Below are 26,688 nucleotides of genomic sequence, written 5' to 3'. Positions count from 1 at the left end.
AACCCGAAGTCGGTGAAAATGAATTTTTTTTGGCGCGCTTTTCGAGTAAATATACTTTCATCGAGTTTGATCGCATCGAGGGCGCAGCGCATTTCATGTCCCGTTCCCTTTCGGTTCGTGCGCCGGCGAGCACCGATGATCTGATCTCGGCGCGCATCGCGGCGGCCATGCCCACGCTTACGCCGATTCATCGGCGCATGGGGGCGTTCGTGCTGGCCAACCTGTTCCGCTCGGCGACCATGCGCATCGACGAGCTGGCCGGTGCGGTGGGCGCTTCTGTGGCCACCGCGAACCGGTTTGCGCGCGCGCTTGGCTTCTCCGGCTATCCGGCGTTTCGCGAAGCGCTCGTGCGCGGTTTCGAGGCGACCATCGCGCCGGTCGAGCGGCTGCGTTCCGCGCTCGAAACGCCCACGAGCGGCGCGGAAGTCTTCGGTGCGTCGCTTGCGCAGGCGGCCGCGAATCTGCGTCTCACACAAACATCCGTCGATGGCGCGAACGCCTGCGCGGTCGTCGACATGATTCTGGCCGCGCCGCGCGTGTTCGTGATCGGCTACGGCGCGAGCGCGTTTCTTGCGGGCCTGATGGAGCACGGCCTGACGCCGTATTGCGCGAACGTGCAGTCGCTCGCCTTGACGGGCGGCCCATCGCACGCGGCGCGCCGGCTGTTCACGGCGTCGCGCGGCGATGTGCTGATCGCGATCGCGTTCCCGCGTTATGTCGACGACACCATCACGCTCGCGCGTCTCGCGCGCGATCATGGCCTGCGCGTCGTCGCGCTCACCGACAGCGCTGCGTCGCCGCTTGCGCAAGTGGCGGACCTGGTGCTCGAAATACGCGCCGAACGAAGGCTCGCCGCGAATTGCGACACGGCGGTGCTCGCCGTCATCGAAGCACTGTGCGACGCGGTCGCGCATCGGGCGAAGCGTTCGGTCGAAGCGGCCTCGGGACTCACCGAATTCGTCCTGCCGTGGCTCGTCGCGCCATCCATTCCTCGCGAGACGCAGGCGGTACAGCACAGACGCCGCACGTCCGCAAAACGATCCATCCACACGGAGCCGCGTGAATCATGAACGTCAAACCAGTCATCGCCATTCACGGCGGCGCGGGCACGATCGTGCGCCACGCGATGAACACCGACGTCGAAGCCCGCTATCACGCGGCGCTCGCGGAGATACTGAGCGCCGGTGAGCGCGTGCTCGCCGAAGGCGGCAGCGCGCTCGACGCCGTGACCGAAGCTGTGCGTCTGCTCGAAGACTGCCCGCTCTTCAACGCGGGCCACGGCGCGGTGTTCACGGCGGCGGGCACGCACGAACTCGACGCCTCGGTAATGGACGGCGCCACGCTCGACGCCGGCGCGATCAGTTGCGTCACGCGCGTGAAGAACCCGGTGCTCGCCGCGCGCCGCGTGCTCGACGTGAGCGATCACGTGATGTTCACGGCGGCGGGCGCGGAAGCGTTCGCGCGAGAGCAGGGGCTCGAATTCGTCGAGCCGTCCTACTACTACACCGAAGCGCGCTACGAGCAATGGCTCAAGGCGCGCGGCACCTCGCGCACCATGCTCGATCACGATGCGGCGACTTTCGCGTTCGCGTCATCGAATGCACCGTCGGAAGACGATCCGATCGATCCGATCAAGAAGTTCGGCACGGTCGGCGCGGTCGCGCTCGATGCACACGGCCATCTCGCCGCGGCCACGTCGACGGGCGGCATCACCAACAAGCAGGCGGGCCGTGTCGGCGATGCCCCGCTGATCGGCGCGGGCTGCTATGCGAACGACGCCACCTGCGCCGTCTCGACCACCGGCACCGGCGAGATGTTCATCCGCATGCTGGCGGCTTATGACGTATCGGCGCAAATGGAGTATTGCGGCGTGTCGCTGGAACAGGCATCGAACGATGTCGTCATGAACAAGCTGCCGCGCATCGAGGGACGCGGCGGTCTCGTCGCCGTCGATGCGAAGGGCAACGTCGTGCTTCCGTTCAACACGGAAGGCATGTATCGCGGCTATGCGCGCGTGGGCGAAGCGCCCGTCACCGCGATCTACCGATGATGAACGCGGCCGCGACGACTCTTCCCGAATCGCGCGTGATCGACGTGCGCGATCTGTCGGTGTCATTCCGTTCGCGCTCGCGCACCGTCGAGGCCGTGCGCAATATCTCGTTTACGGTGGAGCGCGGCGAGACGCTCGCGATTGTCGGCGAATCGGGCTCGGGCAAGTCGGTCACGTCGCTCGCGCTCATGCGGCTGGTCGAGCATGGCGGCGGGCGCATCGTCGCGGGCGACATCGTGTTTCGCCGGCGCAACGGGCAGGTGCTCGATCTCGCGCGGGCGTCGTCGGCAACGATGCGCAGCGTGCGCGGCGCCGACATCGCGATGATCTTTCAGGAGCCGATGACCTCGCTCAATCCCGTCTTTACCGTGGGCGACCAGATCGCGGAGGCCATCGCATTGCATCAGGGCAAGAGCCGCTCGGAGGCGCGCGCCGAGGCGTTGCGTCTGCTCGATCTCGTGCGCATTCCGGAAGCGCGTCGCGTGTTCGCGCGCTATCCGCATCAGTTGTCGGGCGGCATGCGCCAGCGCGTGATGATCGCAATGGCGCTGTCGTGCAAGCCCGCGTTGCTGATCGCCGACGAGCCGACGACCGCGCTCGACGTGACCATTCAGGCGCAGATCCTGCAACTCGTGCGCGGCCTGCAGGACGAGATGAACATGGGCGTGATCTTCATCACGCACGACATGGGCGTGGTCGCCGAAGTGGCGGATCGCGTGCTCGTCATGTATCGCGGCGAGAAGGTGGAGGAGGCTGCGTCGGACACGCTGTTCCACGCGCCGATGCACGCTTACACGAAGGCGCTGCTCGCCGCCGTGCCAACGCTCGGCGCGATGCGCGGCACCGATCGCCCCGCGAAATTCCCGATTCTCGAAGTGGAACCGGTCGATATCGCGCCGGACGATGCGAGCGCGTTGCGGCCATCGGAAGCGGTGGAAAAAGAAGCGCAACCCGCCGTCGATGAAACCGTGCAGCCGATTCTGCGCGTGCATGATCTCGTTACGCGCTTTCCGGTGAAGACCGGTCTGTTCGGGCGTACGACGGCCGCCGTGCATGCGGTCGAGCGCGTGAGCTTCGATCTGCGTCCGGGCGAGACGCTTGCGCTCGTCGGCGAATCGGGCTGCGGCAAGTCGACGACGGGGCGCTCGCTGCTGCGGCTCGTCGAGAGCCAGAGCGGTTCCATCGAATTCGACGGACGCGATATCAGCAAGCTCGCGGGCCAGGAATTGCAGACGCTCAGGCGCAATATCCAGTTCATCTTCCAGGACCCGTTCGCGTCGCTCAATCCGCGTCTGACCGTGGGCTTTTCCGTGATGGAGCCATTGCTCGTGCATGGCGTCGCGAGCGGGAAAGAAGCGCAGGCGCGCGTCGACTGGCTGCTGGAGAAAGTCGGCCTGCCGCCCGAGGCCGCGCAGCGTTATCCGCATGAATTCTCGGGTGGGCAACGCCAGCGCATTGCGATTGCGCGCGCGCTCGCCTTGAATCCGAAGGTCGTGATCGCGGACGAATCCGTCTCCGCGCTCGATGTCTCCGTGCGCGCGCAGATCGTCAATCTGATGCTCGATCTGCAGCGCGAACTCGGGGTCGCGTATCTCTTCATCTCGCACGACATGGCCGTGGTCGAACGCGTGAGTCATCGCGTGGCGGTCATGTATCTCGGGCAGATCGTCGAAATCGGGCCGCGCGCGGCGGTGTTCGAAGCGCCGCGTCATCCCTACACGCGCAAGCTGATGAGCGCGGTGCCGGTCGCCGATCCGTCGCGCCGTCACGCGAAACGAATGCTGGCCGCCGACGAGATTCCGAGCCCGATACGCAAGCTCGGCGACGAACCCGTCGTCGCGAAACTCGTAGCCGTAGGACCGGATCATTACGTTGCCGAACATCATGTCGGCGGCGCGTACTGATTGATAAACCATAACGTCAAGCCAAGGAGTCCAACGATGCCGTCCTCTCAGTTGCGCACGATTCTCGCTGCAAGTGCATTCGCCGCGCTCACCGCACTCGCGCCCGTTGCAGCGCATGCGCAAAGCACCGCCGTGATGGCCGTCGCCTCGACCTTCACGACGATGGATCCGTACGACGCCAACGACACGCTCTCGCAGGCGGTGGCGAAGTCGTTCTACGAAGGGCTCTTCGGCTTCGACAAGGACATGAAGATTCGCAACGTGCTCGCGACGAGCTACGAGGCGAGCCCCGACGCGAAGGTCTACACGATCCATCTGCGCAAGGACGTGAAGTTCCAGGACGGCACCGACTTCAATGCCGACGCCGTGAAGGCCGTGTTCGACCGCGTGACGAATCCGGACAACAAGCTCAAGCGTTATAACCTCTTCAACAAGATCGAGAAGACCGAAGTGGTCGATCCGTACACGGTGAAGATCACACTGAAGATTCCGTTCTCGGCGTTCATCAACGTGCTGGCGCATCCGTCGGCGGTGATGATCTCGCCGACTGCGCTCAAGAAGTACGGCAAGGACATCGCGTTTCATCCTGTGGGCACGGGTCCGTTCGAATTCGTCGAATGGAAGCAGACCGACGACCTGAAGGTGAAGAAATTCGCGGGCTACTGGCAAAAGGGTCTGCCGAAGATCGACATGATCGACTGGAAGCCCGTGGTCGATAACAACACGCGCGCCGCGCTGATGCAGACGGGCGAGGCGGACTTCGCGTTCTCGATTCCGTTCGAGCAGGCCGCCGCGCTCAAGTCGAGCCCGAAGGTCGATCTGATCGCGGCGCCGTCGATCATCCAGCGCTACATCAGCATGAACGTGCAGCAGAAGCCCTTCGACAATCCGAAGGTGCGCGAGGCGCTGAACTACGCGATCAACAAGGACGCGCTGGTGAAGGTCGCATTCGCGGGTTACGCAGTGCCGGCAGAAGGCGTGGTGCCGCCGGGCGTCGACTACGCGACCAAGCTCGGGCCCTGGAAATACGATCCGGCGAAGGCGCGCGAGTTGTTGAAGGAAGCGGGCTATCCGAACGGCTTCGAGACCGTGTTGTGGTCGGGTTATAACCACACGACCGCGCAGAAGATCATCCAGTTCGTGCAGCAGCAGCTCGCGCAAGTGGGCGTGAAGGCATCGGTCGAAGCGCTCGAAGCGGGTCAGCGCGTGCAGCGCGTCGAGAGCGCGCCGGATCCGAAGACCGCGCCGGTGCGTATGCTCTATATCGGCTGGTCGTCGTCGACGGGCGAGGCGGACTGGGCCATCTCCCCGCTGCTCGGCGGCACGAACTCGTTCCCGCCGAAGCTCTTCAACACGGCGTACTACAACAACGATCAGGTCAATGACGATCTCGCGAAGGCGCTCGCCACGACCGATCGCGGCGAGAAGTCCAAGCTCTACGCCGATGCGCAAAAACGCATCTGGGCCGACGCGCCGTGGATCTTCCTCGTCACGGAAAAGGTCGTGTATGCGCGCAGCAAGCGCCTGTCCGGCGCGTACGTGATGCCCGACGGCTCGTTCAGCTTCGACGAGATCGCGATCAAGTGATGGACGCTGGCCGGGCCCGCGCGGCCCGGCCTTTTCGAGTTTCATACGATGCTCAATTTCATCGCCAAACGGCTGCTGGGCCTGCTGCCGACGCTCTTCATCGTCGCGGTGCTGGTGTTCTTCTTCGTGCACATGCTGCCGGGCGATCCCGCGCGTCTCGCGGCGGGCGCCGAAGCCGACGAGGCGACGGTCGCGCTCGTGCGCGCCGATCTCGGCCTCGACAAGCCCTTGCCGCAGCAGCTCGTGAGTTTCTTCGGCAAGGTCGTGCATTTCGACTTCGGCATGTCGACGCGCAGCAAGCGTCCCGTATCGACGGAGATCGCCGAACGCTTCATGCCGACCTTGTGGCTCACGCTCGCGAGCATGGCGTGGGCCGTGATCTTCGGCATGGGAATCGGCATCGTGTCGGCGGTGTGGCGCAATCGCTGGCCGGATCGATTGGGCATGACGCTCGCGGTGTCGGGCATTTCGTTTCCGGCCTTCGCGCTCGGCATGCTGCTGATGGAAATCTTCTCGGTCAAGCTCGGCTGGCTGCCTATCGTCGATGACGGCACATGGAAGGGCTATGTGCTGCCATCGATCACGCTGGGCGCGGCGGTCGCGGCGGTGATGGCGCGCTTCACGCGGGCGTCGTTCGTCGAGGTGCTGGGCGAGGACTTCGTGCGCACCGCGCGCGCGAAGGGCGTGCGCGAGCCGATGGTCATCGTCAAGCACTGCCTGCGCAACGCGATGATCCCCGTCGTCACGATGATGGGCCTGCAGTTCGGCTTTCTGCTCGGCGGCTCGATCGTCGTGGAGAAGGTGTTCAACTGGCCGGGTCTCGGACGCCTGCTCGTCGATGCGGTCGAGATGCGCGACTATCCCGTCATCCAGGCGGAAGTGCTGCTGTTCTCGCTGGAGTTCATCGTCATCAATCTGGTCGTCGATGTGCTTTACGCCATCATCAATCCGACCATCCGCTTCAAGTGAGGACCGCATGAGCGCGACCGCCGATAGTGCGAAAACCGCCGTCGCCACGGGGCATGAAGTCCGCACGCCGTGGACGGAGTTCTGGCGCAAGTTCAAACAGCAACCGGTGGCGATGGCGGCGGCGGTGTTCGTCGTGCTGCTGGTCGTGATCGCGATCATCGCGCCGTACATCGCGCCCTACGATCCGGAGAACTACTTCGACTACGACGCGCTCAACGCCGGTCCTTCGGCCGCGCACTGGTTCGGCGTCGATTCGCTGGGGCGCGATATCCTGAGCCGCATACTCGTCGGCAGCCGCATTTCGCTGACGGCGGGTTTGCTTTCGGTCGTGCTGGGCGCCGTGATCGGCACGTTCTTCGGCCTGCTAGCGGGCTATTACGAAGGCTGGTGGGATCGCGTCGTCATGCGCATCGCCGATGTCCTGTTCGCGTTTCCAGGCATCCTGCTCGCGATCGGCGTCGTCGCGATTCTCGGCAACGGCATGGTGAACGTGGTGTGCGCGGTCGCGATCTTCAGCATTCCGGCGTTCGCGCGGCTCGTGCGCGGCAACACGCTCGCGCTCAAGCATCTGACATATATCGAAGCGGCGAAAAGCATCGGCGCGTCGGACTGGACGATCCTCGCGCGACACATTCTGCCGGGCACGATTTCATCGGTGGTCGTGTACTTCACGATGCGTATCGGCACGTCGATCATCACGGCGGCGAGCCTGTCGTTCCTCGGACTCGGCGCGCAGCCGCCCACGCCCGAATGGGGCGCCATGCTCAACGAAGCGCGCGCCGACATGGCGATGGCGCCGCACGTCGCGATCTTCCCGAGCCTCGCGATCTTCTTCACGGTGCTGGCGTTCAACCTGCTCGGCGACGGCCTGCGCGACGCGCTCGATCCGAAGCTCGACCGGCCATGAGGACGCCGCATATCGGTTTGCTCGAAGCGGGGCCGCTTGGCGGAATCACGGATGTCGCGGGCGTGACGGTCGGTCATTGCACCTTGTCCGATGGCGCGATTCAGACCGGCGTCACGGTGATCCGTCCGCATGCCGGCGACGTGTATCGCAACAAGGCGCCCGCCGCCGCGTGCGTGATCAACGGTTTCGGCAAGAGCATCGGGCTCGTGCAGATCGAAGAGCTCGGCGTGCTGGAAACGCCGATTGCATTGACCAATACCTTCGGCGTCGGCACGGTGGCGAACGCGCAGATTCGCGCGGCCATCAGGGCGAATCCGCGCATCGGACGCGAAGAGCCGAGCGTGAATCCGCTCGTGCTCGAATGCAACGACGGCTATCTCAACGACATTCAGGCGCTCGCCATCGACGAGGCGCACTACGCGAGCGCGCTCGACGCGTGCAGCGCCGATTTCGAACGCGGCGCGGTGGGCGCGGGGCGCGGCATGTCGTGCTTCGGGCTGAAGGGCGGCATTGGTTCGGCCTCGCGCATCGTGCACGTCGCCGGGCAGGCGTACACGCTGGGCGCGCTCGTGCTCGCGAACTTCGGCCGCCTGCCGCAACTGACGATCGCGGGCGATGCAGTCGGCCGCACGCTGCACGTCAAGGGCGACGCCACGCACAAGCCCGAGCAAGGCTCGATCATCATGCTGATCGCGACCAATGCGCCGCTCGATGCACGCCAATTGCGCCGCGTCGCGATGCGCGCGGCCGCCGGCCTTGCGCGCACCGGTTCGGCCTACGGTCACGGCAGCGGCGACATCGCGCTGGCCTTTTCGACCGCTTACACGGCGCCGCACGACGCGGACTTCATCGCCGTCCCGCCGCTTCTCGCCGATGCGCGGCTCGATCCGCTGTTCCAGGCCGCCGCCGACAGCGTCGAGCAGGCGATCCTCGATGCGCTTTTTAGCGCGGAGACGGTCGCCGGGCGCGACGGTCATCGGCGCATCTCGCTCAACGAAGCATTGAAATCGCGACCATGAAAGTGCTCATCTCGGTGGATATCGAAGGCATCGCGGGCGTGTTCCATCCGGAGCAGACCCGTGCGGGAAACGCGGAATACGAGCAGGCGCGCCGCTGGATGACGCGCGAGGCGAACGCGGCCGCGCTGGGCGCGTTCGAAGGCGGCGCGTCGCAAGTGTGGATCAACGATTCGCACGGCGGCTTTCGCAACCTGATGCCGGATCTGCTCGACCCACGCGCGCGCCTCGTGCTCGGCAAGCCGCGCACGCTCGGCATGATGGCGGGGCTGGAGGCAGCGCCGGAACTCGTGTTCATGATCGGCTATCACGCGCGCGCGCAAACGCGCGGCATCCTGGCGCACACGATCAACAGCGCCGCATTCGCGCGCGTGACGCTCGACGGCGTCGAGGCCGGTGAAGCCGCGCTCTACGGCCAGGTCGCGCAGGAGCACGGTGCGCGCGTCGCACTGCTGACCGGCGACGACGTGTTCGGCGCCGAAACGCTGCCGGCCTTTCCCGGCGCGCGCTTTCTCTGCGTGAAGACCGCGCACGGCTATTCGAGCGGCGTGACCGAAACGCCCACCGCAGCGTGCGAGGCGATCCGGCTGGCGGCGCGCGAAACGCTCGAAGCGGCATCGGCCGAGCGTGCGCCGCGCACGCCGCCTGGCGAACATCATTGCGAACTGCGCACGCAAACCAGCGCCTTCGCCGATCTCTTCTGCCAGTGGCCGACGCTCGAGCGCATCGACGCCGTAACCCTCGGCTTCGATGCACCCTCGGTCGAGCACGTCGTGCGCACACTCAATTGCCTGTCGGCAATGTCCTTCATGTTACGGTGAGCGGTTGAAACAACGGGCGGGGACTATCGTTAGAATGGAGCGGCTCGCGAGAATGACTTTGTTTTTGACATGTTTTTGCAGATGGCGCGCATGCATACGGTGAAGCTGGAACACAACGACGATGAAGTGCTCGACCCCGCCGATCCGCAACTGGTTGTGCGCGGTTCGCTTTTCATCGACGGTCACGAGGCCGGTTGCTGGGAAGCGCGCCGCGACGGCACATGGGCGGCGCATCTGCGTCACAGGCAAGGCTGGATCGTCGAGGGAAGCCGTGGCGCACTGATCGAGCGACTCGCCCGTGAGTCATAACGCAGTTAATTTCGAACCGTTTTCACACATTTCATGTATCTGTCGATCATTGCCGTAGGGCTCGGCGGCGGTCTGGGCTCGCTGCTCAGATGGGTCCTCGGTTTGCGTTTGAACGCGATCTTCCCGAATCTGCCGCTCGGCACCTTCGCGGCGAACGTCATCGCGGGCTACATCATCGGCGTGGCTGTGGCGTTCTTCGCGCGCTTTCCCGACATCCCCGTGGAATGGCGGCTGTTCATCATCACCGGTCTGATGGGCGGGCTCTCCACGTTCTCCACTTTTTCGGCTGAAGTCGTCGCGCATTTGCAGCAGGGGCGTCTCGGCTGGGCGCTCGCCGAAATCGCGATCCATGTCTGCGCGTCGCTCCTGATGACCGCGCTCGGCATCGCAACGGTCGTCGTGATGTCCTGAAGGAATGCGCTTCGTCCGAGTGGGCCGTGAATCCGGTTCACCTTCGATCAAACGTTTGCACGCTTGCGGTCCGAGTCGATTCCCATAAATTTCCCGCGTTGATTCAACGCATGACCTGCGCCGCTTTCCGCGGCGTTTTCTCTTTGAAAGTAATGAAGGTGATGAAATGCCAGGCCTGCCGCTCATCGAAGTCAGACCGTATCGTGCGAGCGATCTCGACGCCTTGATCGACCTGTTCCAACGCGCGGTGCGCGAAACCGCCTCGGCCGATTACAAGCCGGAGCAGATTGAAGTCTGGGCGCAAGCCGATCGCGACGAGTGGGAACTCGCCCGCGCGAGCCGTCCGACCTTCGTCGGGCTCGTGGACGGCAAAATCGCCGGCTTCGCGGATATGGAAAAGAACGGTCTGATCGACATGATGTTCGTCGATCCGACGCATCAGCGCAAAAGTGTGGCGACCTCGCTCCTCGCGCGCATCGAGGCGGAGGCGGAGGAAGCGGGTCTGACTGCGCTGCACACGTATTCGAGCGTCACCGCACGGCCGTTCTTCGAATATTGCGGTTTCACCATGTTGCTCGCGCGCGCGGTCGTCGTGCGTGAGCAGCGCTTCATTCAGTTCGTGATGGAAAAGGTACTGTAGTCGCTAAATCTGTATAGACAACTCGTGCCTTTCTGTCCGGGTGACCTTAGTGAATTCCCGGATATCCTCTTGTTTCGTCCTCGTCGCGCGTTTAGACTTGAGTCTGACTTGTATAGACAGGACGAACCATGATCACGCTCACGCCCGGAAAACTGACTCTGCCGCAACTGCGCCGCATCGCGCGCGGCTCGGACCCGCTCAAGCTCGATCCGGCCAGCTTTGACGCCATTGACGCGAGCGCCCGCGCGGTCGCCGCGATCGCCGCGAAGGGCGATCCCGCTTACGGCATCAATACGGGCTTCGGGCGGCTCGCCAATACGCACATCCCCGCCGATCAGCTCGAATTGCTGCAGAAGAATCTGGTGCTCTCGCACGCAGTGGGCGTCGGCGAGCCGATGTCGCGGCCGGTCGTGCGCTTGCTGATGGCGCTCAAGCTGTCGAGCCTCGGGCGCGGGCACTCCGGCATTCGCCGCGAAGTCATCGAGGCGCTCATCACGCTGTTCAACGCCGACGTGCTGCCGATCATCCCGATCAAGGGCTCGGTCGGCGCGTCGGGCGATCTAGCGCCGCTCGCGCATATGTCCTCGGTGCTGCTCGGCATCGGCGAGGTCACGATTCGCGGCGAACGCGCAAGCGCCGTCGACGGTCTGACGGTCGCGGGCCTGAAGCCGCTCACGTTGCAGGCGAAGGAAGGTCTCGCGCTCCTGAACGGTACGCAGGCATCGGCGGCGCTCGCGCTCTTCAACCTGTTCGCCATCGAAGATCTGTTCCGCACCGGGCTGGTCGCGGGCGCGCTGTCGGTCGATGCCGCGATGGGTTCCGTCGTGCCGTTCGATGCGCGCATCCATGAACTGCGCGGTCATCGCGGGCAGATGGAGGCGGCGGCGGCTTATCGCACGCTGCTGAAGGGCTCGGGCATCAACCTGTCGCACGCGCACTGCGAGAAGGTTCAGGACCCGTACAGCCTGCGCTGCCAGCCGCAGGTAATGGGCGCGTGCCTCGACCAGATGCGCCATGCGGCCGAGGTGCTGCTGGTCGAATCGAACGCCGTCTCCGACAATCCGCTGATTTTCCCCGACACCGGTGAGGTGCTCTCGGGCGGCAATTTCCACGCGGAGCCGGTCGCGTTCGCCGCGGACAATCTCGCGCTTGCCGCCGCCGAAATCGGTGCCCTCGCCGAACGCCGCATCGCGCTTCTGATCGACCAGACGCTTTCGGGCCTGCCGCCGTTCCTCGTGCGCGACGGCGGCGTGAATTCCGGTTTCATGATCGCCCACGTGACGGCGGCCGCGCTCGCCTCCGAGAACAAGACGCTCGCGCATCCGGCATCGGTCGATTCGCTGCCTACCTCGGCGAATCAGGAAGACCACGTTTCCATGGCGACGTTCGCCGCCCGCAAGCTCGGCGACATCGCCAGCAACACGGCCAACATTCTCGCGATCGAGCTGCTCGCCGCGGCGCAGGGCGTCGACCTTCGTGCGCCGCATCAGACCAGCGCGCCGCTCGCGGAAGTCATGAAGACGCTGCGCGCGAAGGTCCCGCACTACGACCTCGATCGCTACTTTGCGCCCGACATCGCCGCGATCGCGACGCTCGTGCAGGAAGGCGAGGTTGCGAGGCACAGCCCGTTCGCGTTCGCGTCGGAACAGCCTGCATGAACACGCCCGCGTATCAGGAGATCAAGGACTATATTCTCCAGCGCATTCACGTAGGCGAGTGGAAGGAGGGCGATCAGGTGCCCTCCGAGAACGAGCTCGCGCGGGAGTTCAAGGTTGCGCGCATGACGGTGAACCGCGCGCTGCGCGAGCTCACCGCCGAACAGGTGCTCACGCGCGTGCAGGGCGCGGGCACCTTCGTGGCGCAGCCGAAATACGCGTCGACGCTCGTCGAAATCCGCAGTATTTCCGATGAAATCGTCGCGCGCGGCCATGCTTATCGCGCGGATGTGCTGCATCTGGGCGCGTCGATCGTCGATGACGCGCTCGCCGACGAAATGCATCTCGCGCTCGGCAGCCCGGTGTTCCATTCGCGCGTGCTGCACTTCGAGAACGACGAGCCGGTGCAGCTGGAAGAGCGCTACGTGAATCCCGCGCTCGCACCCGAGTACGCGCGCCAGGACTTCACGACGATCACGCCGAATCAATACCTGATGGCGGCGGCGCCGCTGCAGCGCGTCGAGTACCGGATCGAGGCGTCGGTGCCGTCGGCCGAGATTCGTCACTCGCTCGCGATGGCCGAGCACGAGCCGTGTCTGCTGCTGCATCGGCGCACGTGGTCGCGCGATGTGGTGGCCTCGGTCGCGAACCTCTGGCATCCGGGCGATCGTTATCAGTTCACCGGGCATTTCTGAACAGCATGATCATTCGCGCCGATTCACTCATTGCGAAACCCTGGAAGAACGGCGGAGGGATCACGCGCGAGATCGCGGCGGGTCCGCCGGACGCTTCGCTCGATGCGTTTGCCTGGCGTCTGTCCATCGCGGACGTGGCTTCGAATGGCGCGTTTTCGCGCTTCGCGGGCGTCGATCGCGTGCTGGTGCTGCTCGACGGCGCGGGCATGCGTCTGACCGAAGCGGATGGCCGCGCGCATGTGCTCGATGCGCCGCTCGCGCTCGCGCGCTTCGCGGGCGAAACGCCGATCGACGCGGTGCTCATCGATGGTCCGACGCGCGATTTCAATGTCATGGTGCGGCGCGATCGCGCGCGCGCGAGCGCGGACGTCCGGCGCGCTTCATGCTCGATTGCGGGTGAGCACGACCTGACCTTCATCCACTGCGCGCATGGCCGGATCGACATCAAAACCGCCGACGGCGCGCGTCATACGCTCGAAACAGGCGACACGCTGCAACTGGAGCGCGCGTCCGCGCTGCAATGCGAGGCGTCGGAAGGGGCATCGTGGCTGCATGTCGGCATCGACATGTTGTAAAGAATGCGAACGGCTCGCGAGTGGCCGCGCATCGATATGAACAAACAACGGGAGACAGGACATGGACGCTGTGCCTCGCGCATTTTTCGCGGACCACGCGCGCCTGGCCGATGGCTGGCGGCGCGACGTGCTGCTCGAATGGAACGATGACGGCGCGCTCGTGCGCGTCACGCCGGACAGCGCCGCGCCCGCGGGCGTCGAACGCGCGAAGGGGCCGGTCGTGCCCGGCATGCCGAACCTGCATTCGCACGCGTTCCAGCGCGCGATGGCCGGGCTCACCGAATATCGCGCGAGCGCCACGGACACGTTCTGGAGCTGGCGCGACCTGATGTATCGCTTCGCCGCGCGCATCGGTCCGGAGTCGCTCGCGGATATCGCGCACTGGCTCTACATCGAGATGCTGAAGGCGGGCTACACCTCGGTGTGCGAGTTTCACTACATTCATCACGCACCCGACGGCGCGCCTTACGCGAATCGCGCGGAGCTCGCCGAGCGTGTCGTCGATGCGGCGGGGCGCGCGGGCATCGGCATCACGATGCTGCCGGTGCTGTACGAATACAGCGGCTTCAACAAGAGCGCGCCGCGCGACGATCAGCGGCGCTTTCTGAACACGCCCGACGCGCTGCTCGAGCTGATCGAGACGCTCGCGCGCGCGCGGCCCGAGAACGGCGACCGGCGTTACGGCGTCGCGCCGCATTCGCTGCGGGCGGTGTCGGGTGAAGCGCTCGCAGCCGTGCTCGAAGGGCTCGATGCGCGCTTCGGGCATGCGCCTGTCCATATCCATATCGCCGAGCAGGTCGCCGAAGTCGAGGCGTGCATCGCGGCGACGGGGCATCGGCCGGTCGAATGGCTGCTCGAACGCTTCAACGTCGACGAGCGCTGGTGCCTCGTGCATGCGACGCACGTCGACGCCAGCGAATGCGCGCGCCTCGCGGCGAACGGCGCGGTCGCGGGCCTGTGTCTCACGACCGAGGCGAATCTCGGCGACGGCGTGTTTCCGTCGCACGATTATCTCGCTGCAGGCGGGCGCATCGGCTTAGGCTCGGACAGTCATATCGGCGTCGACTGGCGCTCGGAGCTGCGTCTGCTCGAATACGGGCAGCGGCTGTGCCGACGCCAGCGCAACGTGCTGTCGTCGGCCACGCAGAGCCGTCCCGCCGATCGTCTCTTCGACGCCGCGCTCGACGGTGGCGCGCACGCGACCGGCAGGCCGGTCGGCGAGCTCGCGCCAAACAGGCGCGCGGACTGGCTCGTCCTGGACGATGCGAATCCGGGCATCGGCGGGCATGCGCCGGACACGTGGCTGTCGAGCGCGGTGTTCTGCGAGCACGGCGAGACGCCGATCCGCGATGTCTTCGTTGCGGGCCGCAAGGTAATCGACGCGCGCCGTCACGCCGATGAAGACGAGGCGCTCGCACGCTATCGCGCCGCGTTGCGCGGCTTGCTGGGTTGAGGTCATCAAATGAACGACTCTTCGATCTTCACGCTGGAACGCGGCAACGCGCCGCTACTGATCTCGATCCCGCACCGGGGCACACAGATTCCCTGCGCGCTCGCTGACGAAATGACGCCCGTCGCAAAGCGCACCGAGGATTGCGACTGGCATCTGGAACGGCTTTATGCTTTTGCGCGCGAGCTGGGCGCGTCGATTCTGACGCCGCAGTACGCGCGCTATGTGATCGATCTGAACCGTCCGCCCGACGACGAGAATCTCTATCCCGGCCGCGACACGACCGGCCTGTGTCCAGTCGATACCTTCGACAAGGCGCCGCTCTACAAGCCGGGGCACGCGCCGTCGCGCGAGCAGATCGAGGCGCGCCGCGTGATGTACTGGCAGCCCTATCACGATGCGCTAGTCGGCGAGCTCGATGCGCTGCGACGCGCGCATGACCGCGTGTTGCTGTGGGAAGCGCATTCGATCCGCTCGGTCGTGCCGCGCTTCTTCGATGGCCGCCTGCCGGATTTCAACTTCGGCACGGCGGATGACGCGTCGGCAACGCCAGGGCTGGCGGAGCATCTGGCTCGGATCGTCGAGGACGACGGACGCTATTCGACGGTGGCCAACGGACGCTTCAAGGGCGGCTATATCACGCGCCACTATGGGCGTCCGTCGGACGGCATCCACGCGATTCAGCTCGAGCTGACGCAGGGCACTTACATGAATGAATCAGCTCCGTTTAATTACGAAGAGACGCTCGCGGATCGCGTGCAGCCTCTGCTGCGCAACCTGGTGACGGCCGCGCTGGCTTATGTAACCGGGTCCTGAAAAGCTGTCCGTCAGATGACGATTGACTGGCAAACTCGTAATGACGCTGCGGGTGGAATCGATTGCGCGAGCACACAAAAGACGAGGTGAGGCGTTAAAAATACCATTAAAATCAGATTCTTATTGCCGGATCGGCCCACTGCGCGTAGCACTCGCCCGATTCCCAGAGCGAAATGTATTGTTGCGAACCGGACAATTATGTTTCGTTGAAATTGGGGTTTCCCCTAGGTCGCCCGCCTCCTACACTGTCTTCAAGCGAAACGAAATCAGAAACTACTTAAAAAGCTTCCGATTTAGTTTCGATTTCAAAACAAGACTACTGGAGGTTCATCATGATCAAGGCATTCGTTCCCGCACTCGTCATCGCCACCGCTCTGGCCGCTCCGACTTTCGCGTTCGCACAGAGCAATGCACCGGTGACCCGCGCTCAAGTCCGCGCTGAACTGGTTCAACTGGAAAAGGCCGGCTACAACCCGTCGACCGATCGCGTGAACTATCCGCAAAACATTCAGGCCGCCCAGGCGCGCGTGAACGCCGAGAACGGTGATGCAGCCTACGGTCCGTCGACGGCCGGCACTTCGCAATCGGGCGTAGCGGCTCCGGCGGCGCGCGCCAACGTGTCGATGTCGAATCCGAACTCGGTCTACTTCGGTCATTAATCGAAGCCTGCTTCACGCTTCGAGAGGCTAGGCAACAGAGGTAGTGAGCAGTAGCAGTTGAAGTGGCAGCAAGCATCAGAAAGTGCAGTTAATGCGAGAAATGCAGCAAGTAGCAATGCAGTTGCAAGACCGTGGTTTGCAGTATCGAAGTCAGCAGCAATGCAGTAGAACGAACGCCGGCCGCTATCGAGCGGCCGGCGTTTTTATTGAGCGGGTGCTTATTGCCCGCAGCGCGGCGAAACCGCGCCGCACGCGCGAATCACAAGACGCACGACTTCTTCCGTCTGCTCGTCGAAGGCACGGCGCGTGAGCGCGCGCTTGCCCTTGAGCGCGCGGATTTGCGCATCGAAGTCGGCGTAGTGCTGCGTGATCGCCCAGATCATGAACATGAACGTGTCCGGTTCGACCTGCGCGAGCAGCCCGCGCGCGATCCAGCCTTCGATCACCGTGACGCGTGTATCGAGCCAGGGCTTCACACGCTCGTTGAGGATGTCCTGCATGTGATGCGCGCCGTGGATGATCTCGCTCGCCCACACTTTCGAGCCAAGCGGTCTGCGCCTCGACAACTCCATTTTCGCGCGCACGTACCCGCCGATTGCTTCCACCGGATCGTCGCTGCATTCGAACGTGTCCGCAGCACGGTGCCAGTCCTCGAACAGATCCTCCAGCACCCGGCGATAGAGCGCGAGCTTCGTCGGGAAGTAGTAATGCAGATTGGCCTTGGGCAAGCCGGCGCGCTCGGCGATCATCGCCGTGCTCGCACCTTCCAGTCCTTTCTCCGCGAAAACTTCCTCCGCGCAGGCAAGCAGTTGCGCCTCGTTGCTCTCGCGAATCTGTGCGCGGCGCCGCCGCAAGGGCGGTGCTGCTTCTTCGTTTGCGGTGATGCCGTTCGCCGTGTCGTCGTGTCTCATCGTCGAATTCTTCTGCCGTGTGTGCCGCATCGTGCCTCAATCGCGGCGTTCGTGCACGCCGCGCTGCATCGCGTCGAAAGCGCCTGCCGAGCCAATACCGGTCGATGCTGCGTTGCAATGGCACGCTAATCGCTTTGTCCGCTCCGTGTTTGTCCGCACACGAAAGACGTTGATTTGCTTATTTTAATCGGCTACAACCTGTCCAACCGGACAGGATTTGAAAAGCGCTCGCGGCAGCGAAGAAGCGCATCGTTGGCAATATTCATCGCAGAACAGAACTCGTGCACCGCGTGCGCCGCTCATTGCACCACAAGCGCCCGGCATGCGCGAACCCAGGTCACTCACATACGAAGTCCGATCGTAAGGAGCGAGGCGCATGAACGTGGTAACGGATGCAATCAGAGAGGCTGGTCTCGATACGTCCATCAAGGTCAACGGCGAGCGGTTGTGGGACAGCCTCATGACCATGGCGAAGATCGGCGCGACACAAAAGGGCGGTGTATGCCGTCTGGCGCTGACCGATCTCGACCGCGAAGGGCGCGATCTCATCGTCAGTTGGGCGAAGGAGGCGGGCTGCACGGTGAGCGTCGATCAGATGGGCAATGTGTTCATGCGGCGCGCGGGCCGCAATCTCGAGGCGCTGCCGGTCGTGACCGGCTCGCACGCCGATTCGCAGCCGACCGGCGGCCGCTTCGACGGCATTTACGGCGTGCTCGGCGGGCTCGAAGTGATTCGTTCGCTGAACGATCGCGGTATCGAAACCGAGCACCCGATCGAAGTCGTCATCTGGACCAACGAGGAAGGCTCGCGCTTCGCGCCGGCGATGGTCGCGTCGGGCGTGTTCGCGGGCGTGTTCTCGCTCGACTACGGCCTCTCGCGCAAGGATGTCGATGGCAAGACGATCGGCGAGGAACTGCAGCGCATCGGCTATGCGGGCGATGTGCCGTGCGGCGGGCGCAAGCTGCATGCGGCGTTCGAGCTGCATATCGAACAAGGTCCGATTCTCGAAGCCGAAGACAAGACGATTGGCGTCGTCACCGATGCGCAAGGGCAGCGCTGGTATGAAATCACGCTGACGGGCCAGGAAGCGCACGCAGGCCCGACGCCGATGCCGCGCCGCAAGGACGCGTTGCTCGGCGCCTCGCGCGTGGTCGATCTCGTGAACCGCATCGGCCTCGACCATGCGCCGCTCGCATGCGCGACGGTCGGCATGATGCAGGTGCATCCGAACTCGCGCAACGTGATTCCGGGCCGCGTGTTCTTCACGGTCGATTTCCGTCATCCCGACGACGCCGTGCTCGCGCGCATGGACGCCGCGCTGCGAGAGGGCGTCGCGCGCATTGCGGGCGAGATCGGCCTGCAGACGGAGCTCGAACAGATCTTCTACTACGAGCCCGTCAAGTTCGATGCCGCGTGCGTCGCGTCCGTGCGCGCGGCGGCGCAGCGCTTCGGCTATTCGCATCGCGACATGGTGTCGGGCGCCGGCCACGATGCGTGCTATCTCGCGCAGGTCGCGCCGACATCGATGGTGTTCGTGCCGTGCGTCGACGGCATCAGTCACAACGAGATCGAAGACGCCACGCAGGAGTGGATCGAGGCGGGCGCGAACGTGCTTCTGCACGCAATGCTGGAGCGCGCGCAGGAACCGGCTTCGTAACGCTCGCATTTCTCTTTGCGACTCAGCACCGTCCGCGTCGTCGCACGCGGACGGCGGGCACTCGTACGTCCTCACAAGGAACGCGCATGACCATAAAGATAATCGGCGATATCGCGAGCCATCGCCAGACGCAGGAGCAGCTCGCGTGCGAATTCACGGATGTCGCGCCGCTGCTCGATGCCACCGCGGCGGCCGCTGCATCGAGCCGCTGTCACTACTGCTACGACGCGCCGTGCGTGCAAGCGTGTCCGACGAGCATCGACATTCCCGGCTTCATCCGCAAGATCGGCAACGGCAATCTGAAGGGCGCGGCCTCCGACATTCTTTCGGCCAATCCGCTCGGCGGCATGTGCGCGCGCGTGTGTCCGACCGAGATTCTTTGCGAAGGAAGTTGCGTGCGCAATCATCCGGGCGATGAACCCGTGAAGATCGGCGCCCTGCAGCGTCATGCCACCGACTGGGCGATGGAAAAGGGCGTCCCGTTGTTCGAGCGCGCGCCGGAAACCGGACGACGCATCGCGATCGTCGGCGCGGGACCGGCGGGGCTTGCGTGTGCTTATCGTCTTGCGCTCGCGGGCCACGGTGCTGTGATCTTCGATGCGCGCGCGAAGCCGGGCGGCCTCAACGAATACGGTATCGCGGCATACAAGACGGTCGAGGACTACGCGCAGCGCGAAGTCGAATGGCTGTATTCGATCGGCGGCATCGAAATCAGGACCGGGCAAGCGCTCGGTCGCGACTTCACGCTCGATGAATTGCGCAAGCAGTACGACGCGGTGTTCATCGCGTTCGGTCTTGCGGGCGTGCGTGAACTGGCGCTCGAAGGCGAAGCGCTCGATGGCGTGATGAACGCGGTCGATTTTATCGAGCAGGTGCGTCAGGCCGATGATCTCGCGGGCGTGCCGGTGGGGCGTCGCGTGGTCGTGATCGGCGGCGGCAACACCGCTGTCGATGCATGCGTGCAGTCGGCCAAGCTCGGCGCCGCGAGCGTGACGATGGCGTATCGGCGCGGCGTCGAAAACATGAGCGCGACATGGGCCGAACGCGAGTTCGCGCAGACCAATGGCGTTCGCATCGTCACGCATGCGAAGCCGGTTCGTCTGATCGGGGAGAACGGTCAGGTGACCGGCGTCGAATTCGAGCGTGGCGCGGAGCGCTTCGTGATCGAGGCCGACATGGTGTTGAAGGCGATCGGTCAGACGCTGGTTCCGGTCGGTATCGAGCGCGAACTGCTGACGCTCGATGGCGGGCGCATCGTCACCGACGAAAACCGCCAGACGACGCTTGCGAAAGTGTGGGCCGGCGGTGACTGCGCAACCCACGAAGGACTCGATCTCACCGTGCAGGCCGTGCAGGACGGCAAGCTCGCGGCGGCGTCCATCGACGCTTCGTTCGAGCTGACTGCGATCAAAGCCGCCTGACATCAAAAGGAGCCGAACAACATGGCCGATCTTCGCTGCAACATCGCCGGCATCTCCTCGCCGAATCCTTTCTGGCTCGCATCCGCGCCGCCGACCGATAAAGCCTATAACGTCAATCGCGCGTTCGAAGCGGGCTGGGGCGGCGTCGTGTGGAAGACGCTCGGGCTCGATCCGCACGTCGTCAACGTGAGTTCGCGTTACGGCGCGGTGCAATGGAACGGACAGCGCATCGCGGGTCTGAACAACATCGAACTGATCACGGACCGGCCGCTCGACGTGAACCTGCGCGAAATCGAACAGGTCAAGCGCGACTGGCCGGATCGCGCATTGATCGTTTCGCTGATGGTTCCATGCAATGAAAAGGACTGGAAGTGGATTCTCACGCAAGTGGAGGACACCGGCGCGGATGCGGTCGAACTCAACTTCGGCTGTCCGCACGGCATGAGCGAGCGCGGCATGGGCGCGGCCGTGGGGCAAGTGCCCGAGTACGTGGAGATGGTCACGCGCTGGGTGAAGGAGGGGACGAAGCTGCCGTGCCTCGTGAAGCTCACGCCGAACATCAGCGACATTCGCATGGGTTCGCGCGCGGCGTTCAAGGGCGGCGCGGATGGCGTGTCGCTGATCAACACGATCAACTCGATCGTCGCCGTCGATCTCGATCAGATGGCGCCGATGCCGACCGTCGATGGCAAGGGCACGCACGGCGGTTATTGCGGACCGGCGGTCAAGCCGATCGCGCTCAACATGGTCGCTGAGATCGCGCGCGATCCAGAGACGCCGAATCTGCCGATCTCGGGAATAGGCGGTATTTCTTCTTGGCGCGATGCCGCTGAATTCATGGTGCTCGGCGCGGGCAGCGTGCAGGTTTGCACGGCGGCGATGCACTACGGTTTTCGCATCGTGTCCGATCTCGCCGATGGCCTCTCGAACTGGATGGACGAAAAAGGCTACGCGACGCTCGACGACATTCGCGGCCGCGCGGTGCCGAACGTCACCGACTGGAAGTACCTCAATCTCAAGTACGACATCAAGGCGCGCATCGATCAGGACAAGTGCATCCAGTGCGGGCTGTGTCATATCGCGTGCGAGGACACGTCGCATCAGGCGATCCTGAAGGAGAAGGACGGCAAGCGCCATTTCGAAGTGGTGGATTCGGAATGCGTCGGCTGCAATCTGTGCATGCATGTGTGCCCGGTCGAGCAATGCATCACGATGGAGCGCGTCGATGCGGGCGAATACGCGAACTGGACCACGCATCCGAACAATCCGAGTCGCGTCGACGCCGAAGAACCCGCGAAAGCGGCCTGATTAACCAGCAGCGCTCGTCACTGAAACCCCACGCCGCGCACATCGCACAGAGATGCGATGACGCGGCGAACACACTCAAGCGGAGTGCATCCGATGAATCAGACAGCGCATAACGTCGAAACGAGCAGTCTGTATAACGACGATCTCGCGCCGACCGGCCCCGCGCAGCGCACCTGGAAGTGGTATCATTTCGCGGCGTTGTGGGTCGGCATGGTGATGAACATCGCGTCGTACATGCTGGCGGCGGGTCTCACCGATCAGGGCATGTCGCCGTGGCAGGCGGTGATGACCGTGCTGCTCGGCAATGTGATCGTGCTCGTGCCAATGCTGCTCATCGGTCATGCGGGCGCGAAGCACGGCATTCCGTATGCGGTGCTCGTGCGATCTTCGTTCGGCACGCAGGGCGCGAAGCTGCCGGCCTTGTTGCGCGCGATCGTCGCATGTGGCTGGTACGGTATTCAAACGTGGTTGGGTGGAAGCGCCATCTATACACTTTTGAATATCCTCACGGGCAATGCGCTGCACGGCGCGGCGCTGCCGCTGATGGACATTTCGCTCGGCCAGCTCGGCTGCTTTCTGCTGTTCTGGGCGCTGCAGCTCTATTTCATCTGGCACGGCACCGATTCGATCCGCTGGCTCGAAAGCTGGTCCGCGCCGATCAAGGTCGTGATGTGCGTGGCGCTCGTGTGGTGGGCGACTTCGAAGGCGGGCGGCATCGGCTCGATGCTTTCGGCGCCGTCGCAATTCGTCGCGGGCGGCAAGAAGGAAGGGCTCTTCTGGGCGACCTTCTGGCCGGGTCTCACCGCGATGGTCGGCTTCTGGGCAACGCTCGCGCTCAACATTCCCGACTTCACGCGTTTCGCGCGTACCCAGCGCGATCAGATGATCGGACAGTCGATCGGCCTGCCGCTGCCGATGGCGCTGCTCTCCGTGATTTCGGTCGTCGTGACCTCGGCGACGGTCGTGATCTACGGCAAGGCGATCTGGGACCCGATCGATCTGACGAGCCGCATGACGGGCATCGGCGTGGGCGTTGCGCTCATCATTCTCACGCTCGATACGATGTGCTGCAATCTCGCGGCCAATCTCGTCGGGCCCGCGTATGACTTTTCGAGCCTCTGGCCAAAGGGCATTTCGTATCGCGCGGGCGGCATGATCACGGCGACCATCGCCATCGTCATGATGCCGTGGAAGATTCTCGCGACCACACAGGGTTATATCTTCACGTGGCTCGTCGGTTATTCGGCGTTGCTCGGACCGGTCGCGGGCATCATGATGGTCGATTACTTCTTCATTCGCGGCACGCGGCTCAATCATCGCGAACTGTTCGAGGAAGAGGGCGAGTACTCATATAACGGCGGCTGGAATATCGCCGCCGTCGTGGCGCTTCTGATCGGCGTGCTGCCCAATCTGCCGGGCTTCCTGCATACCGCGTTTCCCGCTTCGTTTCCCAACGTGCCCGCGTTCTTCAACACGCTCTACACGTATGCATGGTTCGTGGGCCTCGTGCTCGCGGCCATCGTGTATGGATCGTGGATGAAGCTGGGCGGCCGCGCGCGTGCCGACATGTTGAGCGCTTGAAAATAACCGGAGGACGACTCATGCCTATCCTGATTCGCGGCGGCACCGTCATCGATGCAGACCGCACTTATCGCGCCGATGTGCTGTGCGCTGACCCGCAAAACGGTGGAACGATACTCGCCATCGGCCAGGATCTCGAAGCACCGGCCAATACGCAGATCGTCGATGCGGGCGGCCAGTACGTGATGCCCGGCGGCATCGATCCGCACACGCACATGGAGCTGCCCTTCATGGGCACGACCGCCAGCGACGACTTCTACACCGGCACCGCTGCGGGCTTGTCGGGCGGCACGACAAGCATCATCGACTTCGTGATTCCTAGCCCGAAGCAGCCTCTCATGGATGCGTTCAAGGAGTGGCGCGGGTGGGCGGAAAAGGCATCGGCTGACTATGGTTTTCACGTCGCCGTGACGTGGTGGGACGAGTCGGTGCACCGCGATATGGGTCTGCTCGTGCATGAGCACGGCGTGTCGAGCTTCAAGCACTTCATGGCCTACAAGAACGCGATCATGGCCGACGACGAGGTGCTCGTGAACAGTTTCACGCGCTCGCTCGAACTCGGCGCGCTGCCGACCGTGCACGCGGAAAACGGCGAGCTCGTGTTTCAGTTGCAGAAGCAGTTGCTTGCGAAGGGCTTCAGGGGACCGGAGGCGCATCCGCTGTCGCGTCCGCCGGAAGTCGAAGGCGAAGCGGCGAATCGCGCGATCCGCATTGCACAGGTGCTCGGCGTGCCGCTCTACATCGTGCATGTATCAGCGAAAGATGCGGTCGATGTCATCGCGAAGGCGCGCAACGACGGGCTGCGCGTGTTCGGCGAAGTGCTGCCGGGCCATCTCGTGATCGACGAATCTGTGTATCGCGATCCTGACTGGACGCGCGCCGCCGCCCACGTGATGAGCCCGCCGTTTCGCACCAGCGAGCATCGCGAGGCGTTGTGGCGCGGCCTGCAATCGGGGCAACTGCACACGACGGCAACCGATCACTGCGTGTTCTGCGCGTCGCAAAAAGCGATGGGCCGCGAGGACTTCACGAAGATCCCGAACGGCTGCGGCGGCGTGGAGGATCGCATGGCGGTGCTGTGGCATCACGGCGTGAACATGGGGCGGCTCACGCCGAACGAGTTCGTGCGCGTGACCTCGACCAATGCGGCGCAGATCTTCAATCTCTATCCGCGCAAGGGCGCGGTGCAGGTGGGCGCGGACGCGGATATCGTCGTATGGGATCCGAACGCGACGCGCACGATTTCGGTGAAGACCCATCATCAGAAGGTGGACTTCAACGTCTTCGAGGGCATGACGGTGCAGGGCGTCGCGACGCATACGCTCACGCGCGGCGCGCTCGCATGGGCGAACGGCGATCTGCGTGCGGAGCGCGGCGCGGGGCAGTATCTGAAGCGTCCGCCGAACGCGTCGTATTTCGAAGCGGCGCGGGTCGCGAACAAGCTGAAGGAGCCGCATCCCGTGAATCGCGCCGAAACTGCGTGACGCGCCTCTTCAATGACGGAGCCCCGCGTACATTGCGCGGGGCTTTTTTGCGTTTGTCGGGCGTCGTCACGTGCTTGCAAGCATAATCCGGCAGGCTGGTTCCTTTTGTGTGCCGCCGAGATCCTGCCGATGAAACGAATCAACAATATCCGTCTGCTAGCCGCGCTGTGCTGCGCGTTCCTGCCGCTCGCATGCCAGGCCAACCCGAACGCGCTGTGGGAGATCGTTCACGATTACTGCGAGCCGGCCGCCGAGGGCGCCCACGTTCGGCAGAAATGCGCGGATGTGAGCCTCGCAGGCGGCTATGCGGTGCTCAAGGATATCGTCGGCGTCGCGCAATACCTGTTGATTCCGACGGCGCGCGTCACGGGTATCGAAAGTCCCGAGCTGCTCGCGCCCGATTCTCCCAACTACTTTCGCGACGCGTGGATCGCGCGGGTGTATCTGAATCGCGCGCTGGGTCGCACGCTGCCGCGCGATCAGGTTTCGCTTGCGATCAATTCGGCGAAAGCACGTTCGCAAGAGCAGTTGCACATCCACATCGATTGCCTCGCCGCCGACGTTGCGCAGACGCTGCGCGAAGTGGGGCCGCGCATCGGCACGGAATGGGCGCCGCTGCCTGTGCGGTTGCGGGGACATGTTTATAGCGCGATGCGGATCGACGACGCCGACCTCGCGCACACCGATCCGTTCAAGCTGCTCGCGCCGTACGCGGCGAGCCGCGGCCAGTCGATGGGCGAGCAGACGCTCCTGCTCGCCGGCGCCGTGCGCAGCGATGGCGCGCCCGCGTTCTATCTGCTCAACGATCACGTCGGGCCGGGAAATTTCGCATGGGCGGAAGAGCTTCAGGACCACACCTGCGCGTTGGCCGATCGGTCTATAGAAAAGCCTTGAGGTTCACGGAAGAATGAAGTTACGCGATTGATTCGGAGTTCGGATTAATAAGACGGTAATTCGGAATTTCGCGCCTTGTCACTTCAACTTCGGGAAACCACAATGCATGTACTTCGACATTACGTTTGATCCATTGAAGGACGCGATCAATCGGAGTCAGCACGGCGTATCGCTGGACCTCGCAAGAGAGATTGCGTGGAACGATGTCGTGCGGGAAGTAGACGGTCGTCGCGATTACGGAAAAGTTCGCGAAATTGGCTACATGCCTATTCGCGGTCGTATATTCTGCGTGGTGCTTACGCGGAGAAACAGCGCACGTCGCATTATTAGCCTGCGCCGCGCGAATAAGAGAGAGGTAAAACAGTATGCATCAAACATATAAAGGCTTCATCCTCCCCACAGACGAGGAGGAGGCGGAGATCAATCGAGGTATCGCACTGGACCCGGACACCTGGGAGCTTAGCGACGAAGATTTCAAGCGCCTAAAGCCATTTGCCGTCCATGAACGTGAGATGGCGGAAAGGGGATATCGATAAATAACATGGACTGTCATCCCGCGTCGCGCGTGCATATTCTGCGTGCAAACACGCGCGGCGCAATACACTCGATGCGCGCTTCCGGCAGCACACGCTTAAGCGTGCGGAGCGTGAACGCGAGATCTTCGCTGGCAGCATCCAGTTCGAGTCGCAGCTCACAACCTTCCCGTTGGGCCGCACTCACATAAATGCCAAGCGGCGAATGAAACAGCGCACGAATGCGTTCCCGTGAAGCATCGTTATCGGTGAAATGGGCCAGCGCCAAGATACGGACGCGCTGGCACGCGCCCAAGCCTTCATCGTGTAATGTTTTGCGGCTGGCAACCCACGCAAGCGACATGTCCATGACCGTTGCTCCGTTATGCTGTTCTTGTATAGAAGCATAGACGGCCCGGCGTCAACGTCATGCAAAGACATGCGCCTGTCGTGTAA

General features: G+C 63.8%; 26 protein-coding genes. 24 read left to right on the top strand and 2 right to left on the bottom strand.

What is annotated here, in order from left to right; all coding sequences use genetic code 11:
* Nucleotides 1-95 precede the first annotated feature (95 nt).
* From AWB79_RS12760 to AWB79_RS12680, 17 genes are all read left to right on the top strand, one after another.
* Nucleotides 96-1,070: a MurR/RpiR family transcriptional regulator gene (locus tag AWB79_RS12760; RefSeq protein ID WP_061167839.1), complete on the top strand. Its 975-nt coding sequence runs from the start codon at nt 96-98 to the stop codon at nt 1,068-1,070.
* The gene (locus AWB79_RS12755) at nt 1,067-2,050 is read left to right on the top strand and encodes an isoaspartyl peptidase/L-asparaginase family protein (protein ID WP_061167783.1); all 984 of its coding nucleotides are present in this window, start codon (nt 1,067-1,069) and stop codon (nt 2,048-2,050) included. The genes AWB79_RS12760 and AWB79_RS12755 overlap by 4 nt, the downstream gene beginning before the upstream one ends.
* Entirely contained in the window at nt 2,047-3,954 is a 1,908-nt protein-coding gene (locus AWB79_RS12750) for a dipeptide ABC transporter ATP-binding protein (protein WP_061167782.1), read from the top strand. The genes AWB79_RS12755 and AWB79_RS12750 overlap by 4 nt, the downstream gene beginning before the upstream one ends.
* Nucleotides 3,955-3,990: 36 nt before the next feature.
* Nucleotides 3,991-5,541 carry a glutathione ABC transporter substrate-binding protein GsiB gene (gene gsiB, locus AWB79_RS12745; protein WP_061167781.1) on the top strand — a complete coding sequence of 517 codons (1,551 nt, stop codon included), beginning with the start codon at nt 3,991-3,993 and terminating at the stop codon, nt 5,539-5,541.
* A 48-nt stretch (nt 5,542-5,589) separates the two neighbouring features.
* Nucleotides 5,590-6,510, top strand: coding sequence for a glutathione ABC transporter permease GsiC (gene gsiC, locus AWB79_RS12740; protein WP_061167780.1), 921 nt, complete (start codon nt 5,590-5,592; stop codon nt 6,508-6,510).
* A gap of 7 nt (nt 6,511-6,517) precedes the next feature.
* Complete coding sequence (gene gsiD / locus AWB79_RS12735) at nt 6,518-7,417, top strand: glutathione ABC transporter permease GsiD (protein WP_061167779.1); 900 nt, start codon at nt 6,518-6,520, stop codon at nt 7,415-7,417.
* The gene (locus tag AWB79_RS12730) at nt 7,414-8,436 is read left to right on the top strand and encodes a DmpA family aminopeptidase (RefSeq protein ID WP_061167778.1); all 1,023 of its coding nucleotides are present in this window, start codon (nt 7,414-7,416) and stop codon (nt 8,434-8,436) included. The genes gsiD and AWB79_RS12730 overlap by 4 nt, the downstream gene beginning before the upstream one ends.
* Entirely contained in the window at nt 8,433-9,254 is an 822-nt protein-coding gene (locus tag AWB79_RS12725; RefSeq protein ID WP_061167777.1) for a M55 family metallopeptidase, read from the top strand. Before AWB79_RS12730 ends, AWB79_RS12725 begins: the two co-directional genes overlap by 4 nt.
* Nucleotides 9,255-9,344: 90 nt before the next feature.
* A complete protein-coding gene (locus AWB79_RS12720; protein WP_232470889.1) occupies nt 9,345-9,563 on the top strand; it encodes a hypothetical protein in 219 nt (72 codons plus the stop codon).
* Nucleotides 9,564-9,596: 33 nt separating this feature from the next.
* Nucleotides 9,597-9,974: a fluoride efflux transporter CrcB gene (crcB, locus tag AWB79_RS12715; RefSeq protein ID WP_061167775.1), complete on the top strand. Its 378-nt coding sequence runs from the start codon at nt 9,597-9,599 to the stop codon at nt 9,972-9,974.
* Between the two features lie 166 nt (nt 9,975-10,140).
* Nucleotides 10,141-10,614 (top strand): GNAT family N-acetyltransferase, encoded by a 474-nt coding sequence (locus AWB79_RS12710; protein WP_061167774.1) that lies wholly within the window; start codon nt 10,141-10,143, stop codon nt 10,612-10,614.
* A gap of 128 nt (nt 10,615-10,742) precedes the next feature.
* Nucleotides 10,743-12,272, top strand: a complete 1,530-nt coding sequence (gene hutH / locus AWB79_RS12705) for a histidine ammonia-lyase (protein WP_061167773.1) — start codon at nt 10,743-10,745, stop codon at nt 12,270-12,272.
* Nucleotides 12,269-12,964, top strand: a complete 696-nt coding sequence (gene hutC, locus AWB79_RS12700) for a histidine utilization transcriptional repressor HutC (protein WP_061167772.1) — start codon at nt 12,269-12,271, stop codon at nt 12,962-12,964. The genes hutH and hutC overlap by 4 nt, the downstream gene beginning before the upstream one ends.
* A 5-nt stretch (nt 12,965-12,969) precedes the next feature.
* Nucleotides 12,970-13,539 (top strand): HutD/Ves family protein, encoded by a 570-nt coding sequence (locus tag AWB79_RS12695; RefSeq protein WP_082862349.1) that lies wholly within the window; start codon nt 12,970-12,972, stop codon nt 13,537-13,539.
* A gap of 61 nt (nt 13,540-13,600) precedes the next feature.
* Complete coding sequence (locus AWB79_RS12690) at nt 13,601-14,992, top strand: formimidoylglutamate deiminase (RefSeq protein ID WP_061167771.1); 1,392 nt, start codon at nt 13,601-13,603, stop codon at nt 14,990-14,992.
* 9 nt (nt 14,993-15,001) lie between these two features.
* Nucleotides 15,002-15,805 (top strand): N-formylglutamate deformylase, encoded by an 804-nt coding sequence (gene hutG, locus AWB79_RS12685; protein ID WP_061167770.1) that lies wholly within the window; start codon nt 15,002-15,004, stop codon nt 15,803-15,805.
* Between the two features lie 335 nt (nt 15,806-16,140).
* Nucleotides 16,141-16,464, top strand: a complete 324-nt coding sequence (locus tag AWB79_RS12680; protein ID WP_061167837.1) for a DUF4148 domain-containing protein — start codon at nt 16,141-16,143, stop codon at nt 16,462-16,464.
* Between the two features lie 218 nt (nt 16,465-16,682).
* On the opposite strand, the gene AWB79_RS12675 is transcribed toward AWB79_RS12680, so the two are convergent.
* The gene (locus tag AWB79_RS12675; protein WP_061167769.1) at nt 16,683-17,375 is read right to left on the bottom strand and encodes a TetR/AcrR family transcriptional regulator; all 693 of its coding nucleotides are present in this window, start codon (nt 17,373-17,375) and stop codon (nt 16,683-16,685) included.
* A gap of 376 nt (nt 17,376-17,751) precedes the next feature.
* Between AWB79_RS12675 and AWB79_RS12670 the strand changes: the two genes are divergently transcribed.
* From AWB79_RS12670 to AWB79_RS12640, 7 genes are all read left to right on the top strand, one after another.
* Nucleotides 17,752-19,032: a Zn-dependent hydrolase gene (locus tag AWB79_RS12670; RefSeq protein ID WP_061167768.1), complete on the top strand. Its 1,281-nt coding sequence runs from the start codon at nt 17,752-17,754 to the stop codon at nt 19,030-19,032.
* An 86-nt stretch (nt 19,033-19,118) separates the two neighbouring features.
* Entirely contained in the window at nt 19,119-20,453 is a 1,335-nt protein-coding gene (locus AWB79_RS12665) for an NAD(P)-dependent oxidoreductase (protein WP_061167767.1), read from the top strand.
* 21 nt (nt 20,454-20,474) lie between these two features.
* A complete protein-coding gene (gene preA, locus AWB79_RS12660; protein ID WP_061167766.1) occupies nt 20,475-21,761 on the top strand; it encodes an NAD-dependent dihydropyrimidine dehydrogenase subunit PreA in 1,287 nt (428 codons plus the stop codon).
* Nucleotides 21,762-21,854: 93 nt separating this feature from the next.
* Nucleotides 21,855-23,342 (top strand): NCS1 family nucleobase:cation symporter-1, encoded by a 1,488-nt coding sequence (locus AWB79_RS12655; RefSeq protein ID WP_061167765.1) that lies wholly within the window; start codon nt 21,855-21,857, stop codon nt 23,340-23,342.
* A 20-nt stretch (nt 23,343-23,362) separates the two neighbouring features.
* Entirely contained in the window at nt 23,363-24,826 is a 1,464-nt protein-coding gene (gene hydA / locus AWB79_RS12650) for a dihydropyrimidinase (protein ID WP_061167764.1), read from the top strand.
* 129 nt (nt 24,827-24,955) lie between these two features.
* Entirely contained in the window at nt 24,956-25,720 is a 765-nt protein-coding gene (locus AWB79_RS12645; protein WP_232470888.1) for a CDP-diacylglycerol diphosphatase, read from the top strand.
* 106 nt (nt 25,721-25,826) lie between these two features.
* Complete coding sequence (locus AWB79_RS12640) at nt 25,827-26,102, top strand: BrnT family toxin (protein ID WP_061167763.1); 276 nt, start codon at nt 25,827-25,829, stop codon at nt 26,100-26,102.
* A gap of 167 nt (nt 26,103-26,269) precedes the next feature.
* Here AWB79_RS12640 and AWB79_RS12635 read toward each other — a convergent pair whose 3' ends face one another.
* Entirely contained in the window at nt 26,270-26,602 is a 333-nt protein-coding gene (locus tag AWB79_RS12635) for a hypothetical protein (RefSeq protein ID WP_061167762.1), read from the bottom strand.
* Nucleotides 26,603-26,688 lie beyond the last annotated feature (86 nt).

It is taken from the genome of Caballeronia hypogeia, from assembly GCF_001544875.2.
Taxonomy (GTDB): Bacteria; Pseudomonadota; Gammaproteobacteria; order Burkholderiales; family Burkholderiaceae; genus Caballeronia; species Caballeronia hypogeia.
Note: the sequence above shows the minus strand (reverse complement) of the source record. Positions and strands in the feature narration are given on the sequence as shown.

Bases quoted from the DNA above. Each gene is read 5' to 3' on its own strand.
- AWB79_RS12635 (WP_061167762.1), bottom strand. From the start codon at position 26,602: ATGGACATGTCGCTTGCGTGGGTTGCCAGCCGCAAAACATTACACGAT.
- AWB79_RS12755 (WP_061167783.1), top strand. From the start codon at position 1,067: ATGAACGTCAAACCAGTCATCGCCATTCACGGCGGCGCGGGCACGATC.
- AWB79_RS12690 (WP_061167771.1), top strand. From the start codon at position 13,601: ATGGACGCTGTGCCTCGCGCATTTTTCGCGGACCACGCGCGCCTGGCC.
- gsiB (WP_061167781.1), top strand. From the start codon at position 3,991: ATGCCGTCCTCTCAGTTGCGCACGATTCTCGCTGCAAGTGCATTCGCC.
- hutH (WP_061167773.1), top strand. From the start codon at position 10,743: ATGATCACGCTCACGCCCGGAAAACTGACTCTGCCGCAACTGCGCCGC.
- AWB79_RS12725 (WP_061167777.1), top strand. From the start codon at position 8,433: ATGAAAGTGCTCATCTCGGTGGATATCGAAGGCATCGCGGGCGTGTTC.
- AWB79_RS12655 (WP_061167765.1), top strand. From the start codon at position 21,855: ATGAATCAGACAGCGCATAACGTCGAAACGAGCAGTCTGTATAACGAC.
- preA (WP_061167766.1), top strand. From the start codon at position 20,475: ATGGCCGATCTTCGCTGCAACATCGCCGGCATCTCCTCGCCGAATCCT.
- AWB79_RS12710 (WP_061167774.1), top strand. From the start codon at position 10,141: ATGCCAGGCCTGCCGCTCATCGAAGTCAGACCGTATCGTGCGAGCGAT.
- AWB79_RS12670 (WP_061167768.1), top strand. From the start codon at position 17,752: ATGAACGTGGTAACGGATGCAATCAGAGAGGCTGGTCTCGATACGTCC.
- AWB79_RS12640 (WP_061167763.1), top strand. From the start codon at position 25,827: ATGTACTTCGACATTACGTTTGATCCATTGAAGGACGCGATCAATCGG.
- gsiD (WP_061167779.1), top strand. From the start codon at position 6,518: ATGAGCGCGACCGCCGATAGTGCGAAAACCGCCGTCGCCACGGGGCAT.
- hutC (WP_061167772.1), top strand. From the start codon at position 12,269: ATGAACACGCCCGCGTATCAGGAGATCAAGGACTATATTCTCCAGCGC.
- gsiC (WP_061167780.1), top strand. From the start codon at position 5,590: ATGCTCAATTTCATCGCCAAACGGCTGCTGGGCCTGCTGCCGACGCTC.
- AWB79_RS12750 (WP_061167782.1), top strand. From the start codon at position 2,047: ATGATGAACGCGGCCGCGACGACTCTTCCCGAATCGCGCGTGATCGAC.
- crcB (WP_061167775.1), top strand. From the start codon at position 9,597: ATGTATCTGTCGATCATTGCCGTAGGGCTCGGCGGCGGTCTGGGCTCG.
- AWB79_RS12760 (WP_061167839.1), top strand. From the start codon at position 96: ATGTCCCGTTCCCTTTCGGTTCGTGCGCCGGCGAGCACCGATGATCTG.
- hydA (WP_061167764.1), top strand. From the start codon at position 23,363: ATGCCTATCCTGATTCGCGGCGGCACCGTCATCGATGCAGACCGCACT.
- AWB79_RS12730 (WP_061167778.1), top strand. From the start codon at position 7,414: ATGAGGACGCCGCATATCGGTTTGCTCGAAGCGGGGCCGCTTGGCGGA.
- AWB79_RS12720 (WP_232470889.1), top strand. From the start codon at position 9,345: ATGCATACGGTGAAGCTGGAACACAACGACGATGAAGTGCTCGACCCC.
- AWB79_RS12695 (WP_082862349.1), top strand. From the start codon at position 12,970: ATGATCATTCGCGCCGATTCACTCATTGCGAAACCCTGGAAGAACGGC.
- hutG (WP_061167770.1), top strand. From the start codon at position 15,002: ATGAACGACTCTTCGATCTTCACGCTGGAACGCGGCAACGCGCCGCTA.
- AWB79_RS12675 (WP_061167769.1), bottom strand. From the start codon at position 17,375: ATGAGACACGACGACACGGCGAACGGCATCACCGCAAACGAAGAAGCA.
- AWB79_RS12645 (WP_232470888.1), top strand. From the start codon at position 24,956: ATGAAACGAATCAACAATATCCGTCTGCTAGCCGCGCTGTGCTGCGCG.
- AWB79_RS12665 (WP_061167767.1), top strand. From the start codon at position 19,119: ATGACCATAAAGATAATCGGCGATATCGCGAGCCATCGCCAGACGCAG.